This window comes from Microbacterium sp. NPDC056736, from assembly GCF_042790415.1.
Classification (GTDB): Bacteria; Actinomycetota; Actinomycetes; order Actinomycetales; family Microbacteriaceae; genus Microbacterium.
This window is the reverse complement of sequence record NZ_JBHTZE010000005.1, coordinates 139,314-155,312: the sequence shown is the minus strand read 5'-3', so window position 1 is coordinate 155,312 and position 15,999 is coordinate 139,314. Positions and strand designations below refer to the sequence as shown.

General features: G+C 72.4%; 16 protein-coding genes. 14 read left to right on the top strand and 2 right to left on the bottom strand.

Annotation, left to right across the window (positions count from 1 at the left end):
• Positions 1 to 16: 16 nt before the first annotated feature.
• The 9 genes from ACFRAL_RS11890 (at position 17) to serA (ending at position 8,364) form a co-directional block, all read left to right on the top strand.
• Positions 17 to 1,552, top strand: coding sequence for a M81 family metallopeptidase (locus ACFRAL_RS11890; protein WP_378883330.1), 1,536 nt, complete (start codon positions 17 to 19; stop codon positions 1,550 to 1,552).
• Positions 1,549 to 2,892, top strand: coding sequence for an alpha-L-fucosidase (locus tag ACFRAL_RS11885; protein WP_378883082.1), 1,344 nt, complete (start codon positions 1,549 to 1,551; stop codon positions 2,890 to 2,892). Before ACFRAL_RS11890 ends, ACFRAL_RS11885 begins: the two co-directional genes overlap by 4 nt.
• A complete protein-coding gene (locus ACFRAL_RS11880) occupies positions 2,889 to 3,608 on the top strand; it encodes a copper homeostasis protein CutC (protein ID WP_378883079.1) in 720 nt (239 codons plus the stop codon). Before ACFRAL_RS11885 ends, ACFRAL_RS11880 begins: the two co-directional genes overlap by 4 nt.
• A gap of 101 nt (positions 3,609 to 3,709) precedes the next feature.
• The gene (locus ACFRAL_RS11875; RefSeq protein ID WP_336396875.1) at positions 3,710 to 3,916 is read left to right on the top strand and encodes a hypothetical protein; all 207 of its coding nucleotides are present in this window, start codon (positions 3,710 to 3,712) and stop codon (positions 3,914 to 3,916) included.
• A gap of 77 nt (positions 3,917 to 3,993) precedes the next feature.
• A complete protein-coding gene (locus tag ACFRAL_RS11870; RefSeq protein WP_378883076.1) occupies positions 3,994 to 4,713 on the top strand; it encodes a copper homeostasis protein CutC in 720 nt (239 codons plus the stop codon).
• 94 nt (positions 4,714 to 4,807) lie between these two features.
• Complete coding sequence (locus ACFRAL_RS11865; RefSeq protein ID WP_378883073.1) at positions 4,808 to 5,662, top strand: peptidoglycan-binding protein; 855 nt, start codon at positions 4,808 to 4,810, stop codon at positions 5,660 to 5,662.
• A gap of 73 nt (positions 5,663 to 5,735) precedes the next feature.
• The gene (locus tag ACFRAL_RS11860) at positions 5,736 to 6,248 is read left to right on the top strand and encodes a DNA polymerase III subunit gamma/tau (RefSeq protein WP_378883071.1); all 513 of its coding nucleotides are present in this window, start codon (positions 5,736 to 5,738) and stop codon (positions 6,246 to 6,248) included.
• An 8-nt stretch (positions 6,249 to 6,256) separates the two neighbouring features.
• Positions 6,257 to 6,619, top strand: a complete 363-nt coding sequence (locus ACFRAL_RS11855) for a bacitracin resistance protein (RefSeq protein WP_378883068.1) — start codon at positions 6,257 to 6,259, stop codon at positions 6,617 to 6,619.
• A gap of 140 nt (positions 6,620 to 6,759) precedes the next feature.
• Complete coding sequence (serA, locus tag ACFRAL_RS11850; RefSeq protein WP_378883065.1) at positions 6,760 to 8,364, top strand: phosphoglycerate dehydrogenase; 1,605 nt, start codon at positions 6,760 to 6,762, stop codon at positions 8,362 to 8,364.
• An 18-nt stretch (positions 8,365 to 8,382) separates the two neighbouring features.
• Here serA and ACFRAL_RS11845 read toward each other — a convergent pair whose 3' ends face one another.
• Positions 8,383 to 8,928 (bottom strand): TetR/AcrR family transcriptional regulator, encoded by a 546-nt coding sequence (locus ACFRAL_RS11845; protein WP_378883062.1) that lies wholly within the window; start codon positions 8,926 to 8,928, stop codon positions 8,383 to 8,385.
• A gap of 63 nt (positions 8,929 to 8,991) precedes the next feature.
• Here ACFRAL_RS11845 and ACFRAL_RS11840 point away from each other — a divergent pair, with 63 nt between their 5' ends.
• The 5 genes from ACFRAL_RS11840 to ACFRAL_RS11820 all read left to right on the top strand — a co-directional run bounded on the left by ACFRAL_RS11840 (position 8,992) and on the right by ACFRAL_RS11820 (position 14,867).
• On the top strand, positions 8,992 to 10,533 hold the full coding sequence (locus ACFRAL_RS11840; protein ID WP_378883059.1) for an MFS transporter: 1,542 nt from the start codon (positions 8,992 to 8,994) through the stop codon (positions 10,531 to 10,533).
• 7 nt (positions 10,534 to 10,540) lie between these two features.
• Positions 10,541 to 11,593 (top strand): 3-isopropylmalate dehydrogenase, encoded by a 1,053-nt coding sequence (locus ACFRAL_RS11835; RefSeq protein WP_378883056.1) that lies wholly within the window; start codon positions 10,541 to 10,543, stop codon positions 11,591 to 11,593.
• Positions 11,594 to 11,654: 61 nt separating this feature from the next.
• Entirely contained in the window at positions 11,655 to 12,761 is a 1,107-nt protein-coding gene (locus ACFRAL_RS11830) for a branched-chain amino acid aminotransferase (protein WP_336396884.1), read from the top strand.
• Between the two features lie 74 nt (positions 12,762 to 12,835).
• Positions 12,836 to 13,603: a fumarylacetoacetate hydrolase family protein gene (locus tag ACFRAL_RS11825; RefSeq protein WP_336396885.1), complete on the top strand. Its 768-nt coding sequence runs from the start codon at positions 12,836 to 12,838 to the stop codon at positions 13,601 to 13,603.
• Complete coding sequence (locus tag ACFRAL_RS11820; RefSeq protein ID WP_378883051.1) at positions 13,596 to 14,867, top strand: MFS transporter; 1,272 nt, start codon at positions 13,596 to 13,598, stop codon at positions 14,865 to 14,867. Before ACFRAL_RS11825 ends, ACFRAL_RS11820 begins: the two co-directional genes overlap by 8 nt.
• 4 nt (positions 14,868 to 14,871) lie before the next feature.
• Here the strand turns inward: ACFRAL_RS11820 and ACFRAL_RS11815 are convergent, their stop codons facing one another.
• Positions 14,872 to 15,939: an aminotransferase class V-fold PLP-dependent enzyme gene (locus ACFRAL_RS11815; protein ID WP_378883048.1), complete on the bottom strand. Its 1,068-nt coding sequence runs from the start codon at positions 15,937 to 15,939 to the stop codon at positions 14,872 to 14,874.
• Positions 15,940 to 15,999 lie beyond the last annotated feature (60 nt).

Genomic DNA, 15,999 nt, shown 5'->3' with positions numbered 1-15,999 from the left:
GATCTGGAAGGGCGCGCTGCGCGCCCCCGACCCGGCGGGACTCCGCCGGCCGCGCATCGGGATCGGCGGGATCTCGATCGAGTCCAGCACGTTCTCGCCGCACATCTCCGGCGACGACGCGTTCACGATCCGCACCGGCGGCGATCTGCTCGCGTACTACCCCTTCCTCGCGGCGGGGGAGGAGCTGCGGGATGCCGCGGACTGGGTGCCCCTCACGCACGGGCGGTCGCTCCCCGGCGGCGCGGTGCACCCCGAGACGTACCGGCGCATGAAGCAGGCGATCGTCGACGGCATCCGCTCGGAAGGGCCGTTCGACGGCTTCTTCTTCGACATCCACGGCGCCATGAGCGTGGTGGGGATGGACGACGCGGAGGGCGACCTCGCGACGGCGGTGCGGGAGGCGCTGGGGCCGGACACGCTCGTGTCGACGTCGATGGATCTGCACGGCAATGTCTCCGACGCGCTGTTCGACGCCGTCGACCTCCTCACCTGCTACCGCATGGCGCCGCACGAGGACTGGCTCAACACCAAGCAGCGCGCCGTGCACAACCTGCTGGAGCGGCTCCGCCGCGCGACCGGCGCCGACCCCGAGGCGCGGCGCCCCCACAAGGCCTGGGTGCGCGTGCCGGTGCTGCTGCCGGGCGAGAAGACGAGCACGCGCCTGGAGCCCGCCCGCGGCATCTACGCCGAGATCCCCGGGATCGAGGAGCGGGACGGTGTCGTCGACGCCGCGATCTGGGTCGGATACGCCTGGGCGGACGAGCCCCGCTGCCACGCCACCGTGATCGTCACGGGCGACGACCCCTCGGTCATCTCGCGGGAGGCCGAGCGGCTCGCGCGGCGCTACTGGGACGCGCGAGCGGACTTCGCCTTCGTGGGACCGGCGGCGTCGCTGGACGACGCCCTCGACGAGGCGCTCGCCGACGGCGCACCGCGGCCGTTCGTGATCTCGGATTCCGGCGACAATCCCACGGCGGGCGGCGCCGGCGACGTCTCGTGGACGCTGGGCAGGCTCCTCGAGCGCGACGAACTGCGGGACGAGACGCTGACGGTGCTCGCGGCATCCGTCTTCGATCCTGATGCGGTGCGCATCGCCCGCGAGGCGGGAGTCGGCGCGACCGTCACGCTGCAGGTCGGCGGGCGGGTGGATGCCGGGCCGCGCGGTCCCGTCGAGATCACCGGAGAGGTCTTCTCGATCACGGACGGCGACCCGGTGGCCGGGACGCAGGTCGTCGTGCGCCGCGGCGCGGTCCATGCGATCGTGACCGAGCGGCGCAAGCCGTTCCATCGCCTGGACGACTTCCGGTCGCTGGGGCTCGATCCCGAGGACGCCGACATCGTGATCGTGAAGATCGGCTACCTCGAGCCGGAGCTGTACGACCTCGCCGCGGGCTGGGCGATCGCGCTGACTCCGGGCGGGGTGGACCAGGACCTGCTGCGACTCGGGCATTCCCGTCTGCGGCCCGGCACCTATCCGTTCGCCGCCTCCGACGAGGAGCCGCCCCTCGAGCCGATAGTCGCCCGGCGCGGACGCGGGGAGGTGCGCGCGTGAACTTCGAGACCCGCACCGGGCCCGACCTGGGCGATGCCGCGCCGCAGTACCCGGACCTGACGGTGCCCGAGTGGTATCGCGACGCCAAGCTGGGCTTCTTCGTCCACTGGGGCCTGTACTCGGTCCCCGCCTGGGCCCCGGCCCACCCGCCCGGCGGCGTGCTTGTCGAGGACGCGTACGCCCATCATCAGTACGCGGAGTGGTACGCCAACACGGTGCGCATCGCCGGGAGCCCGACGTGGCGGCGGCATCAGGAGCACTACGGCACGGGTACGAGCTACGAGGACCTGGCCGAGCACTGGGACGCCGCCGGGTTCGACGCCGATGCCTTCGTCGCGTCGCTCGTCGACGCCGGCGCGCGTTACGTGATCCCCACCACGAAGCACCACGACGGCTTCTGCCTGTGGGACACGTCGACCACGACGTTCAACGCGTCGCGGCGCGGACCGCGGCGGGACCTCATCGCGGAGCTCCACGACGCGACCCGCCGGGCGGGCACGCGGTTCGGCGTGTACTTCTCGGGCGCGCTGGACTGGCACGTCGGCGACTTCCCGCCGATCGAGTCCGACACCGACCTGTTCCGGTTCCGCCGGGGGGACGAGTGGTTCTCGCGCTACGCGGCGGCGCAGGTGGACGAGCTGATCGACCGTTTCCGCCCCGACGTCCTGTGGAACGACATCGAATGGCCCGACGGGGGCAAGGGCGGGGATGACTTCGGGGTGGCTGCGCTCCTGCGCCGCTATCTGGACGCGGTGCCCGACGGCACGGTGAACGATCGCTGGGGCGTGCCGAGCCACGGGTTCCTGACCAGGGAGTACACCCACGTGCCGGACGTGATCGGGCATCCATGGGAGTCGACGCGCGGGCTCGGCTACTCGTTCGGGTACAACCAGGCAGAGGATGCCCGGCACTCGCTGTCGGGCGCGCAGCTCATCCACCTGCTGGCCGACGTCGTGAGCAAGAACGGCAATCTCCTCATCAACGTGGGCCCGCGCGCCGACGGGTCCATCCCCGGGCTCCAGCAGCGTGCGATGACCGACCTCGGCGCATGGCTGCGCCGCGACGGCGACGCGATCTACGGCACACGACCGTGGATCCGCGCGTTCGAGCCGACCGGTGCGCCCCGCGCCTACACGACGGGCGCCGGCGCCGTGCACGTGATCGCGCTCGACCCGGCCGCCGGCGTGATCGACCTGCCGCCGGAGCTGGGCGAGGGTCGCGGCCGGTGGGCCGACGGCTCCGAGGCGGCGCTCCAGCGGTATCCGGACGGCAGTGCGCACGCGCTGATCCCGGAGGCGCTCCGGGGCGACGCGGCGGCTGCCCTCCGGGTGGCCGTGTGAGCGGCATCGTCGAGATCGCCGTCCAGGACGCCGCGGGGGCCCGCGCCGCGATCGGCGCCGGGGCCGATCGTCTGGAGCTGTGCCAGGCGCTGTCGCTCGGTGGGCTCACACCGTCGGCAGCCACGGTGGCAGCGGTGTGCGAAGCGGTGGGCGGCGAGAGGGTCAACGTCCTCGTCCGGCCCCGCGGCGGCGGATTCGTGTACGACGCCGCGGAGATCGCGCTGGTCGCGGGCGACATCCGCGCATGCGTCGCCCGCGGCGCCGCCGGCGTCGTCGTGGGAGCACTGGACGCCGGGGGATACGCCGACAGAGAGGCTCTGGCGAGGTGGCGCGATGCCGCGGCCGGCGCGACGCTCGTCTTCCACCGTGCGATCGACGCGTCGCCGCGGCCCGACGACGTGCTCGACGCGCTCCTGGAGGAGGACGTGGACCGGGTGCTGACCTCGGGCGGCGCTGCGCGGAGCATCGACGGCATCGACCGACTCACCGCATACGCCGCGCGTGCGGGGGAGCGGCTGGAGGTGGCCGCGGGCGGGGGAGTGGCGCCCCGAGACATCCCCGCGCTGCTGCGCGCCGGTGTGCGCGCGGTGCACCTGTCCGCCCGCGCCGCTGTGGGACGCGACGCGCCTTCGGGCCCGGGCGGAGGCGCGGAGGGGCACGACGTGACCGACCCCGTCATCGTGGCCGCTGCGGTCGCCGCGGCGCGCCGCGCCTGACTCCCCGCGGACGACGAGGTCAGTGGCGTATCAGGCACCACTTCACGCCGCTCTCTTCACACATCGCCGAACCCGCGGCGATCTTCATGAAAGGAACGGCCATGGACGGGTACGCCCTGACCTTCACGGCCGACCGGCTCGAGCGCGAGCGGGCGGCCGCCCTGAATCGCGAGAACGGGATTCTCCGCAGCATCGCCGATCGCGGCGTGGTGATCGCACCCGAGAGCCCGACGGCGCACGCCGTCGCGGGAATCGGCGTGTGGTTCCGCAGCCTCCTGACGAGGCCGCGCTCGCTGCGGTTCGCGTGAATCCGGGGGGCCCGCCGCACGGGGAGCGGCGGGCCCGACCCGTGTCCCCGAGCGGCGCCCACGGCTAGGCTCGCGGCATGTCCGCAGCACGACCCGTCGAGATCGCGGTCCAGGACCCCGCCGGCGCACGCGTCGCCATGGGAGCCGGCGCCACCCGCCTCGAGCTGTGCCAGGCGCTGGAGGTGGGCGGACTCACGCCGTCCCTCGGGCTCCTCGAGGCCGCGCTCGCCGCCACCGAGCCGTCGGCCGTCAACGTGCTCGTGCGACCGCGCGCGGGCGGCTTCGTCTACGACGCCGAGGAGGTCGCGCTCGCAGGCGCCGACATCCGCGCCTGCGTCGAGCGCGGTGCGGGCGGTGTCGTCGTCGGGGCGCTCACGGCCACGGGCGGGCTCGACATCGAGACGCTGCGACGATGGCGGGATGCCGCGGGCGCGGCCACGCTCGTCTTCCACCGCGCCATCGACGCGGCCGCCGACCCGAACGCCGTGTTCGACATGCTCGTGGCCGAAGGCGTGGACCGCGTGCTCACCTCGGGCGGTGCGAGCAGGGCGATCGACGGCGTGACGACGCTCGGCGCCTTCGCGGCGCGGTCGGGCGACGTCGAGGTCATGGCCGGCGGCGGCGTCACGCCGGCGGACATCCCCGCGCTCTTCTCCGTCGGGGTCCACGCCGTGCACCTCTCCGCGCGAGCCCGCGCCGGCCACGAGGCGCCGTCCGGTCCCGGCGGGGGCTCGTCGGGACATGACGTGACCGATGTCGCCGTCGTCCGGGAGGCCGTCGCGGCCGCGACTCGCTGAGGGACCGTCATGCCCCCGCGTGTATCACCGCGACCGGGGCGAGCCTCGCCTCCCAGGGGCGTCCCCGCAGCCGAGACAGAGAAGAGGAACCGTCATGAACGTCGAACCGTGGAGCACCGTCGGACCGGGATCGTCGGCAGCGATCGTCCCGGGCATCCAGTTCCTCCTGCGCGCGCACGGACACGCCGTGGCCGTGGACGGCGTGTACGGCCCGGCGACGGCGGCAGCCGTCACCTCCGTGCAGACGGCCGAGGGCGTCCCGGCGGACGGCATCGTGGGCCCGATCACGTGGCCGCGCCTGGTCATCCCGGTGCAGCAGGGGTCGACGGGTGACGCCGTCCGCGCCGTGCAGCAGTTCGGCCTCGCCCGATCGCCGGGCGAGGACCCCCTCGTCGTCGACGGGGACTTCGGGCCGGTCACGAGGGAGCGCGTCGAGTTCTTCCAGGAGTCGTGGGGCCTCTCCCTCGACGGCATCGCCGGCCGCGAAACGTGGTCGTTCTTCAGCACGTTCATGCCGGGACCCCGTCCGTGGGCTCTGGTGAAGCAGGGCTCGTCGCAGGCGACCAACTGGCGCGTGCTGGCCGCGCAGCACCTGCTGCGGGCCCGCGGAGCCGCCATCGTCGCCGACGGCGAGTTCGGGCCGCTGAGCGGTGACGCCGTGCGCGACTTCCAGCAGACACTCCGGGCCGTCGAGATCTCGACGACGCTCGGGCAGCTGGACTGGCCGAGTCTCATCATGACGGTGAAGCTCGGCGACGGTCCCGCCGGGCCGAAGGGAGAGGCGGTGCGCGCCCTCCAGTCACTCCTCGCCGGTCTCGCCGTCGACGGCGACTTCGGTCCGCTGACCGACGCCGCCGTGCGCGAGTTCCAGCAGCTGTTCGCACCGCCCGCGGACGGCATCGTCGGTCCGCAGACCTGGCACGCCCTCATGCTGCGCCTCTTCGAATGACCGGTCGCACTCGGCCGATCCGCCCGGAGCGGCCGGGCCCGGCCCGGGCGTGGCCCGGCGCTACGCTGGGAGCGTGACGACAGGACGCGACGACGATGCCCTGAGCTGGGACGGCGACGACGATCCCACGCTCGACCTCGGCGCCGACCGGGGACCGGAGGGTGAGGTCACGGCCGCGCTCCCCGAGGGCTACACCGCCGTGGGCAGGGGCAGCGACACGGTGGCCGCCGCCCCGGCGAACGCCTCCGAGGGCTCGCTCGGCACGGACGGGACCACCGCGGGTCGCACGCCGATGGGCAACGGCGCGCTCGTGGGCCTCGGAGTGCTCGGCGGCGTCTACGCGCTCTACGCGATCGGCTGGCTCATCGGCGGGCTGCGGCTCCAGGGCCGGGCGCAGTACCTCGTGTTCGACGTCATGTACCAGGGCAGCCTCTGGCTGGCGGTGCTCGCGCCGCCGCTGTGGTTCGCGACGACCTTCCTGCTCACGCGCGGCCGCCGCGCATGGGTGAGGTTCGCGTGGCTCGCGGCGGGGGTCGTGCTCCTCCTGCCGTGGCCGTTCGTGATGATCGGGGCGGTCGGGCGATGAGCGGGAACGTGACGGATGCCACAGCCCCGCGTGCGGGCAAGGGGCGGACGCCGACCTGGCTCGTCGCCGTCATCTGCGGCGCGGTGGGACTGTTCTACGCGTACGCGGTGTGGAACGCGGTCGGCAACCTCGTGACCACGATCCAGGTCTTCGGCGACGCGGGTCTCACACTGAACGCCCTGGGCTGGTTCATCTGGATCTTCGCCGCGGTGTTCCCGCTGCTCGTGTGGGGCGCCGCGTTCGCGATCGGCTATCGGCGGGCGCCGCATGAGCTGCTGCTCGTGACGATCACGGGCCTGGCGCTGGTGGCGGTGTTCTGGCTGAACGTCGTGGCGTACACGACGCTCAACTCCGCGTCCTTCCTCGGCTGACGGCGTCCGGCGCCGTCACACGGTCCGGCGTCCGCCTGCGCGGGCGGTAGGCTGGCACAGGCCTCGCCCCCGACGGCGTGCGGCGCGGCATCCGCTCCGCCCTGCTCCGCGCGCTCGCGCACCGCCCCGAAGGAACACCCGTGCCGAAGCCTGTCGTCCTCATCGCCGAAGAGCTCTCTCCCGCCACGATCGACGCCCTGGGTCCCGACTTCGACGTGCGCTACGTCGACGGCACCGACCGGCCGGCCCTGCTGTCGGCCCTCGCCGACGCGAACGCCGTGCTGATCCGCTCGGCGACGAAGATCGACGCCGAGGCGATCGCGGCGGCGCCCGTGCTGAAGGTCGTCGCCCGCGCGGGCGTGGGACTCGACAACGTCGACATCAAGACGGCGACCACCGCCGGCGTCATGGTGGTCAACGCGCCGACGTCGAACATCATCTCGGCCGCGGAGCTGACGGTGGGGCACATCCTCAGCCTCGCCCGGCGCATCCCCGCCGCGCATGCGTCGCTGGCCGCCGGGCAGTGGAAGCGCAGCGCGTACACCGGCACCGAGCTCTTCGAGAAGACGGTCGGCATCATCGGCCTCGGCCGCATCGGCGCGCTCATCGCCGCGCGCCTGCAGGCCTTCGGGGTGAGCGTCGTCGCGTACGACCCCTACGTCACCCCGACGCGCGCCCAGCAGCTCGGCGTGCAGCTGCTCGAGCTCGACGACCTGCTCGCCCAGAGCGACTTCGTCACGATCCACATGCCCAAGACCCCCGAGACGACGGGCATGATCGGCGCCGAGCAGTTCCGCCTCATGAAGAAGACCGCGTTCGTCGTCAACGTCGCCCGCGGCGGCCTCATCGACGAGGAGGCCCTGCACACCGCCCTCGCCGACGGCGAGATCGCCGGCGCGGGTCTCGACGTGTTCACCAGCGAGCCCCCCGCCGAGGACGGCACCGCCTTCCCGCTCCTGAGCCTCCCCAACGTCGTCGTGACACCGCACCTGGGCGCCTCGACCGACGAGGCGCAGGAGAAGGCGGGCGTCTCGGTCGCCAAGTCGGTCAAGCTCGCCCTCGAGGGCGACCTGGTGCCCGACGCCGTGAACGTCGCCGGCGGCGTCATCGACCCCTTCGTGCGTCCCGGCATCTCGCTGGTCGAGCAGCTCGGGCAGTTCTTCACCGGCCTCGCCCACAGCGCGCTGACCAGTCTCGACATCGAGGTGCGCGGCGAGCTGGCGGCCTACGACGTGAGCGTGTACCGCCTCGCCGCGCTCAAGGGCATCCTCGCGAACGTCGTCAGCGAGAACGTCTCGTACGTCAACGCGCCGCTGTTCGCCGAGCAGCGCGGCATCGAGACCCGGCTGATCGTCGAGTCCGAGAGCCCGCTGTACCGCAACATCACGATCCTCCGCGGCACGCTCGCCGACGGCTCGGTCCTCACGGTCGCGGGCACGCTCGCCGGCACGCGCATGGTGCCCAAGGTGGTCGGCATCAACGGCTACGAGATCGAGGTGCCCATCGAGCGTCACCACCTCGTCATGCGCTACGCCGACCGCCCCGGCATCGTCGCGATCTACGGCCAGAAGCTCGGCAGCGCCGGCATCAACATCGCGGGACTCCAGGTCGCGCAGGCCGACGCCAGCGGTCGCGCCCTCTCGGTGCTCACCGTCGATTCGCCGGTACCCGAGGGCCTTCTCGACGAGATGCGTGAAGCGGTGGGTGCCGACCTGTTCCGCCGCATCGAGGTCACCGAGGACTGAGCGGCGCGCGGAGGGCCGCTACCGCCGCGTGGCGTCCTCGACGAGGGCGATGAGCGCGTCGAGCGCAGGGCCGCGGGGGACCGGCCCCGGGATCGAGCCGCCCGAGAGCGCGTTGTTGAAGTAGAGCCCGTCGCTCACCAGCATCACCAGGTCGAGTGCCACCGCGTCCTTCGTGTGGGGCCGAAGAGCCGCGGCCCACTGCTCGCGCACGTCGCGCAGCGCGTCGCTGGCCGCGGCGTCTCCGCCCTGCGCGAGGCGAGACGTCGCGAGGATCGCGCGGTCGATGGGGTCGTTGGCCATCACCGATGTGCGCAGGAAGTACGCGATCGGCCCCTCCGGGGCCGCGATCATCACGGCGACATCCTCCGCCACCAGGGTCTGCAGGCGGTCGATGATCGCCGACTCGAGGGCCTCTTTGGTGCCGAAGTGGTAGAGCAGCCCGCCCTTGGACACGCCCGCAGCGCGCGCGGTGGCATCCATCGTCGCGGAGCGCTCGCCCTCTTCGATGAGGATCTGCTCGAAGGCGTCGAGCACCTTCTCGCGGGCGAGGGGAGGGCGACTCATGGCGTCGATCGTATCGACAGCGCAGGCAGCATCCTGTTACTATACCGGCTGGACGGTATAGAAATGATGACACTCACTCAAGAACTCTCGCTCGCCGACGCCCAGGGTCGCAGGGTCGGCCGGCGCGGCTGGGCCGCGCTCGTCGTGCTCATGCTGCCGGTGCTCCTCGTCTCGGTCGACAACACGGTGCTCAGCTTCGCGCTGCCGTCGATCGCGCTGGAGATGGGACCGACCAGCGCGCAGCAGCTGTGGATCATCGACGCCTATCCGCTGGTGCTCGCCGGCCTGCTGGTGACCATGGGCACGCTCGGCGACCGGTTCGGACGACGCCGGATGCTGCTCCTCGGCGCGACGGGGTTCGCCGCGGTGTCCGTGCTCGCCGCCTTCGCGCCGAGTGCCGCATGGCTCATCGCCGCGCGGGCGGGGATGGGCGTGTTCGGCGCGATGCTGATGCCGTCCACGCTGTCGCTGCTGCGCAGCATCTTCACCGACCGCGACCAGCGGCGGCTGGCGATCGCGGTGTGGGCCGCGATGTTCTCGGCGGGCGCGGCGCTCGGCCCGATCGTGGGCGGTCTGCTGCTGGAGCACTTCTCGTGGGGATCCGTGTTCCTGCTCTCGGTGCCCGTGCTCATCCCGCTCCTGGTGCTGGCGCCGCTGCTCGTGCCCGAGAGCCGCGACCCGAAGCCGGGCCGCATCGACCCGCTCAGCATCGCGCTCTCGATGGCGACGATGATCCCCATCGTCTACGGCATCAAGGAGCTCGCGGTGCACGGCTTCGCGGTCGCGGCGTGGCTGCCGATGCTCGCCGGGCTGGCCTTCGGCGTGCTCTTCGTGCGGCGACAGCTGCGCGCGCGCACGCCGATGCTCGACATGCGCCTGTTCCGTCGGGGGAGCTTCAGCGGTGCGCTCATGGTCAACCTTCTCAGCGTCATCGCGCTCGTCGGCTTCCTGTTCTTCGTGGCGCAGCACCTGCAGCTGATCGTCGGCCTCTCGCCGATGCAGGCGGGTCTCGCGCTCGTTCCCGGTCTTGCGATGATGATCGTGGCCGGACTCGTGGTCGTGCCGATCGCGAAGAGGTGGCCTGCACGCATCGTCGTGCCGGTGGCGCTGGTGTTCTCCGTCGCGGGGTACGTCGCGGTGGCCTTCGCCACCGGACCCGAGAGCATCGGGGCGCTCGTGGCGGCCTTCATCTCGCTCGGCATCGGCATCGGCGCCGCCGAGACCGTCTCGAACGAGCTGGTCCTCTCGAGCGCGCCGCCGGCGAAGGCGGGAGCTGCGAGCGCGGTCTCCGAGACGGCGTACGAGCTGGGCGCGGTGCTCGGCACCACCGTGCTGGGCGGCATCCTCACGGCGCTCTATCGCACGAATCTCATCATCCCCGAGGGGATTCCGGATGCCGCGGCCGCGGCCGCGTCCGAGACCCTGGCCGGTGCGGTGCACGCGGCCGGCGAGCTCGGCGGAAGCACCGGTGCGGCACTGTTCGAGGCGGCCGCCGCGGCCTTCGACGCCGGGGTGACCGTCACCGCGCTCATCGGGGCGGCCCTGGTCGTCATCGCCGGGGTCATCGCGGCCACTACCCTGGGAGGGTCCCGCCACAAGTCGTAGGAGCACCATGTCGCGTGTCGTGAAGCTGGCCGTCATCCCGGGTGACGGCATCGGTCCCGAGGTCATCGCCGAGGCGGAGAAGGTGCTGGACGCGGTGACCGCGGGGACCGCCATCCGCTTCGAGAAGACGCGCTTCTCGCTGGGGGCGACGCGGTTCCTCGACACCGGCGACACGCTCACCGCCGACGACCTCGCCTCGATCAAGGCGCACGACGCGATCCTGCTCGGCGCCGTCGGGGGAGTGCCGGGCGACCCCCGCTTGAAGGACGCCAACATCGAGCGCGGGCTGCTGCTCACGCTGCGCTTCGAGCTCGACCACTATGTGAACCTCCGTCCGTCGAAGCTCTACCCCGGCGTGCCCGGGCCGCTCGCCGAGCCCGGCGACATCGACTTCGTCGTCGTCCGCGAGGGGACCGAGGGCCCGTACGTCGGCAACGGGGGATCGATCCGCACCGGGACCCCGCACGAGGTCGCGAACGAGACGTCGGTGAACACCGCCTTCGGCGTGGAGCGCGTCGTCCGCTACGCGTTCGAGCTCGCCGAGCGTCGCCGCCGGAAGCTCACGCTGGTGCACAAGACGAACGTGCTGGTCCACGCCGGCGGCATCTGGAAGCGGCTGGTGGACGAGGTGGCGCAGGAGCACCCGGACGTGACCGTAGACTATGTCCACGTCGACGCGGCCACCATCTATCTGGTCACGAACCCGGGCCGCTTCGACGTGATCGTCACCGACAACCTCTTCGGCGACATCCTCACAGACCTGGCCGGAGCCGTCACCGGTGGCATCGGCCTCGCCGCTTCGGGCAACATCAACCCCGACGGCGCGTTCCCCTCGATGTTCGAGCCCGTGCACGGATCGGCGCCCGACATCGCAGGACAGCAGAAGGCCGATCCCACGGCCGCGATCCTCTCCGTCTCGCTGCTGCTCGACCACCTCGGGCTGCCCGACGAGGCACAGCGCGTCACCACGGCTGTCGAAGAGGACATCGCGACCCGGGGCGCCGCCTTCCGCCCCACCGCGCACATCGGCGACGCGATCGCCGGGCGACTCCAGGCGTAACCTGGAACCGGCAAGCGCCGTCCCTCCTCGCGGAGCGATCCGCACGAAAGCACAGGCCGTCATGACCCTCATCGATTCCGATCCCGACACCGGACTCGCCCCGCTCGAGTTCAGCGTCCACCGCAACCTGCAGGCCAAGACCCCGCAGCAGCGCGAGGAGATCCTCGCCAACCCCGGCTTCGGCACGAACTTCACCGATCACATGGTCGACATCTGCTGGTCCACCGGCGGCGGCTGGCACCGCCCGCGCGTCCAGCCGTACGGCCCGCTGTCGCTCGACCCGGCCGCGGCGGTGCTCCACTACGGGCAGGAGATCTTCGAGGGCATCAAGGCGTACCGCCACGCGGACGGCTCGATCCACACGTTCCGCCCCGATCAGAACGGCCGCCGCCTCCAGCGGTCGGCGCGCCGGCTCGCGCTGCCCGAGCTCCCAGTGCCGTACTTCATCCAGTCCCTGCGCGAGCTCATCGCCGTGGACGGCGACTGGGTTCCCTCCGGCGACGACCAGAGCCTCTACCTGCGTCCGTTCATGTTCGCCAAAGAGGCGTTCCTCGGTGTGCGGCCGGCGCACAAGGTCGGCTACTACGTCATCGCCTCGCCCGCCGGCGCCTACTTCAAGGGCGGCGTGCAGCCGGTCTCGATCTGGCTCAGCGAGGACTACGCCCGCGCCGGCAAGGGCGGCACGGGTGCGGCCAAGACCGGCGGCAACTACGCCGCCAGCCTCCTGCCGCAGTCCGAGGCCTACGAGAACGAGTGCGATCAGGTGGTGTTCCTCGATCAGGACCGCAATGTCGAGGAACTCGGCGGCATGAACGTCGTGTTCGTCTTCAAGGACGGCACGCTCGTGACGCCGCAGTCCGACTCGATCCTCGAGGGCATCACCCGCGACTCGATCCTGCAGCTGGCCCGCGACCGCGGCCACCGGGTCGAGGGGCGCGCCGTCTCGTTCGACGAATGGCGCCAGGGCGTGGCATCCGGCGACATCGTCGAGGTGTTCGCGTGCGGCACCGCCGCGGTCGTCACGCCGATCGGCCTGCTCAAGGGCAAGGACTTCGTCGACGAGCAGCCGACGGGCGAGCTCGCGCTGTCGCTGCGCGAGGAGCTGACCGACATCCAGTACGGGCGTCGCGAGGACAAGCACGGCTGGCTCCTGCGCCTGGACAGCTGAGACCCGATCGCGAAGCCCCCGCCGCACGCGCGGCCGGGGGCTTCGCGCGTCCGGGGCATCGCTAGGCTGAGCGGGTGAGGATCGCGCGCTTCAGCCACAACGACGCCATCAGGTTCGGAATCGTCGACGAGGGCGAGATGGTCGTCCTCGCGGGCGACCCGATGTTCGCGGGCTACGAGACGACGGGGGAGCGCGTCCCGCTCGCCGACGTCGCGCTGCTGGCGCCCGTGATCCCGCGCTCGAAGGTGGTCTGCGTGGGCCGCAACTACCGCGAGCACGCGGCCGAGCTCGGCAACGACGTGCCGCAGGCGCCGATGCTGTTCTTCAAGCCGAACACGTCGGTGATCGGTCCCGGCGACAGCGTGATGCTTCCGAAGGGGTCGGACTTCATCAGCTTCGAGGGCGAGCTCGCGGCGGTCATCGGCCGGATCGCCAAGAACGTGCCGGCCGAGAACGCGCTGGACTACGTCTTCGGCTACACCATCGCCAACGACCTGACCGCGCGCGACTGGCAGAAGTCCGACGGGCAGTGGGCGCGCGCGAAGGGGTTCGACTCGTCGTGCCCGCTCGGTCCCGCCATCGAGACCGAGTTCGATGTGAACGGGCCCGCCGTCATCACGACGCGGCTCAACGGCGAGGTGCGTCAGCAGGGTCCGATCAGCGACATGATCTTCTCGCTCGCCGACATCATCGCGTACGCCTCCGCGGCGTTCACGCTCCTCCCTGGCGACGTCATCCTCACCGGCACGCCCGCCGGCGTGGGCCAGATCACCGCGGGCGACACCGTCGAGGTCGAGATCACGGGGCTCGGAACGCTCCGCAATCCCGCGCGCGATGCCTGAGACCCTGCTCCTGCCCGGCGCCGACGACGTGGCGCGCGTGCAGCGGCGCACCGTCGCGGTGCTCTCGCTCGGGCAGGTGCTCGGGGGACTCGCGTTCGGTGCGACGCTGTCGCTGGGCGCCGTCCTCGCCGCCGAGCTCTCGGGCGACGAGGCGTTCTCGGGGCTGGCCGCGGCCGCGGTGACGTTCGGCACGGCGCTCACGGCCGTGCCCCTCGCCGCGATCGCGAGGCGGCGCGGACGACGCCTGTCGCTCACCACGGGCATGGCCGTCGCGCTCGTCGGCGTCGGGCTCGTGATCGCCGCCGTCGCCGTCGATGCCTTCCCGCTGCTGCTCGCCGGCTTCCTCGTCATCGGCGCGGGGCAGGCGGCGAACCTGCAGTCGCGCTTCGCCGCCGCCGACCTCGCGACCGACGCGTCGCGCGGGCGCGACCTCTCGATCGTGGTGTGGGCGACCACGATCGGAGCCGTGCTCGGCCCGAACCTCACCGGGCCGGGCGAGATCGTCGGCGCCGCGATCGGGATGCCGCCGCTGACGGGGGCGTACCTGTTCACGCTCGTCGCGCAGGGCCTCGCGATCGTCGTGTACCTCGTCGCTATGCGGCCGGACCCGCTGCTGCTGGCCCAGCGGGTGGTGGCATCCGCTCCCGCCGGCAGCCGCCCGATCGCGCGGGCCGACCGGCCGGTGGCCGCACGCTACGCGATCTTCGCCGTGGCCGCCGCCCACGGCACGATGGTGTCGATCATGGCCATGACGCCGGTCCACCTCACGCACCTCACGCACGGTGCCACCGAGGCGGCCACGCTGTCGATCATCGGACTGACGATCAGCCTCCACATCGCCGGCATGTACGTGCTCTCGCCCGTCTTCGGCATCCTCGCCGACCGCGTCGGGCGCGTCGCGACCATCCTCGTGGGCCAGGCGCTCCTCGCGGCGGCCCTGCTCACGGCGTCGTTCGGCCAGAGCTCGACCACGGCCGTGACCGTCGCCCTCGTGCTGCTCGGCCTCGGCTGGAGCGCGTCCACGGTCGCGGGGTCCACCCTCCTCACCGAGTCGTCGTCAGAGGAGCTGCGGACGCGCCGTCAGGGTTTCAGCGACTTCACCATGAGCATCGTGGGCGGCGTCGGCGCGATCATCGCGGGCGCGGTGCTCGGCGGGATCGGGTACGGCGGACTCGCGCTGGTGGTCTTGGCCCTCGTCGCCGCGTCGGTGCTGCTCGCCCCGCTCGGATGGCGCGCGTCCACACGTCCGGCTGCCGCCGGCTGAGCACTCAGCGGCCCAGCGCCGCCAGCGCGTCGTCGACGTCGTCGGCGTCGTTGAACACGTGGAAGGCGACGCGGGCTCTGCCGGCCCGTCCCGACGCGGTGATCCCGGCGGTCGTCAGCCGGGCCAGCTCGCCGCCGCCGGGGTCATCCCAGGTGACGATGGCCGACGCCCGCTCGGGCTGCGCGATGCCCAGCCCGTCGCGGAACGCCGCGGCGAGCCCGGTGGCGTGCGCGTGCAGCGGCAGTGGGTCGAGCGCGGCGAACAGCTCGAGCGCGGGCGCGGCGCCCACGAACGCCTGCCAGGCGGGGGAGACGTCGAACCGGCGTGCATCCGGCGCCAGGTCGACCTCGGCGCCGTAACACGACGACCAGGGGTCGTCGCCGGCGTACCACCCGGCCTGGGCGGGGCGCATCCGGTCCCGCAGCCGATCCGACACGGTCAGGAACGACACGCCGCGCGGCGCGCACAGCCACTTGTAGGCGTGGCAGACGACGGCGTCGAAGGCGGATGCCTCCACTCCGAGCCAGCCGACCGCCTGGGTCGCATCGCACAGAGTGAGCACCCCGTGCTCCGCAGCTGCCGCGGCGATCGCGGCGGCATCCGCCACCTCACCGGTCGCCGACTGCACCAGGGCGAACGAGACGAGCGTCGTGGTGGGACGCACGTGCGCGGCCAGGTCCGCCAGCGGGGCGGTGCGGACGCGGATGCCCCGGCCTGCGTGGACGAACGGCAGCACGATCGACGAGAACTCGCCGGCGGGCACCAGGACCTCCGCGCCGTCGGGGAGGGCCGAGGCCACGAGCGCGGCGGCGACGGACGCCTGCGAGCCGATGGCCACCCGCTCGGCACCCACCCCGACCAGGCCCCCGAACAGCGCACGCGAGCGCTCGACGGCCGCGGAGTATGCCGCGATGTCGGGTCGGCCCTCGGCCCAGGTCGCGAGATCCGCGAGGATCGCTTCGCGCGCAGCGCGGGTCGGCAGGCCGACCGTGCACGCGGCGAGGTAGCCGCGACCGCCGTCGAAAGCCCGACGTGCGGCATCCAGCGGCGAGGGGGCGGTGGTGGAACGCATGCCACCAGGGTGCGCTGGTCGATCCCGTGCGTCTAGAGCAGGTGATTCATGCGACTCATA

Bases quoted from the DNA above. Each gene is read 5' to 3' on its own strand.
- ACFRAL_RS11875 (WP_336396875.1), top strand. From the start codon at position 3,710: ATGGACGGGTACGCCCTGACCTTCACGGCCGACCGGCTCGAGCGCGAG.
- ACFRAL_RS11870 (WP_378883076.1), top strand. From the start codon at position 3,994: ATGTCCGCAGCACGACCCGTCGAGATCGCGGTCCAGGACCCCGCCGGC.
- ACFRAL_RS11865 (WP_378883073.1), top strand. From the start codon at position 4,808: ATGAACGTCGAACCGTGGAGCACCGTCGGACCGGGATCGTCGGCAGCG.
- ACFRAL_RS11845 (WP_378883062.1), bottom strand. From the start codon at position 8,928: ATGAGTCGCCCTCCCCTCGCCCGCGAGAAGGTGCTCGACGCCTTCGAG.
- ACFRAL_RS11840 (WP_378883059.1), top strand. From the start codon at position 8,992: ATGATGACACTCACTCAAGAACTCTCGCTCGCCGACGCCCAGGGTCGC.
- ACFRAL_RS11835 (WP_378883056.1), top strand. From the start codon at position 10,541: ATGTCGCGTGTCGTGAAGCTGGCCGTCATCCCGGGTGACGGCATCGGT.
- ACFRAL_RS11830 (WP_336396884.1), top strand. From the start codon at position 11,655: ATGACCCTCATCGATTCCGATCCCGACACCGGACTCGCCCCGCTCGAG.
- ACFRAL_RS11820 (WP_378883051.1), top strand. From the start codon at position 13,596: ATGCCTGAGACCCTGCTCCTGCCCGGCGCCGACGACGTGGCGCGCGTG.
- ACFRAL_RS11815 (WP_378883048.1), bottom strand. From the start codon at position 15,939: ATGCGTTCCACCACCGCCCCCTCGCCGCTGGATGCCGCACGTCGGGCT.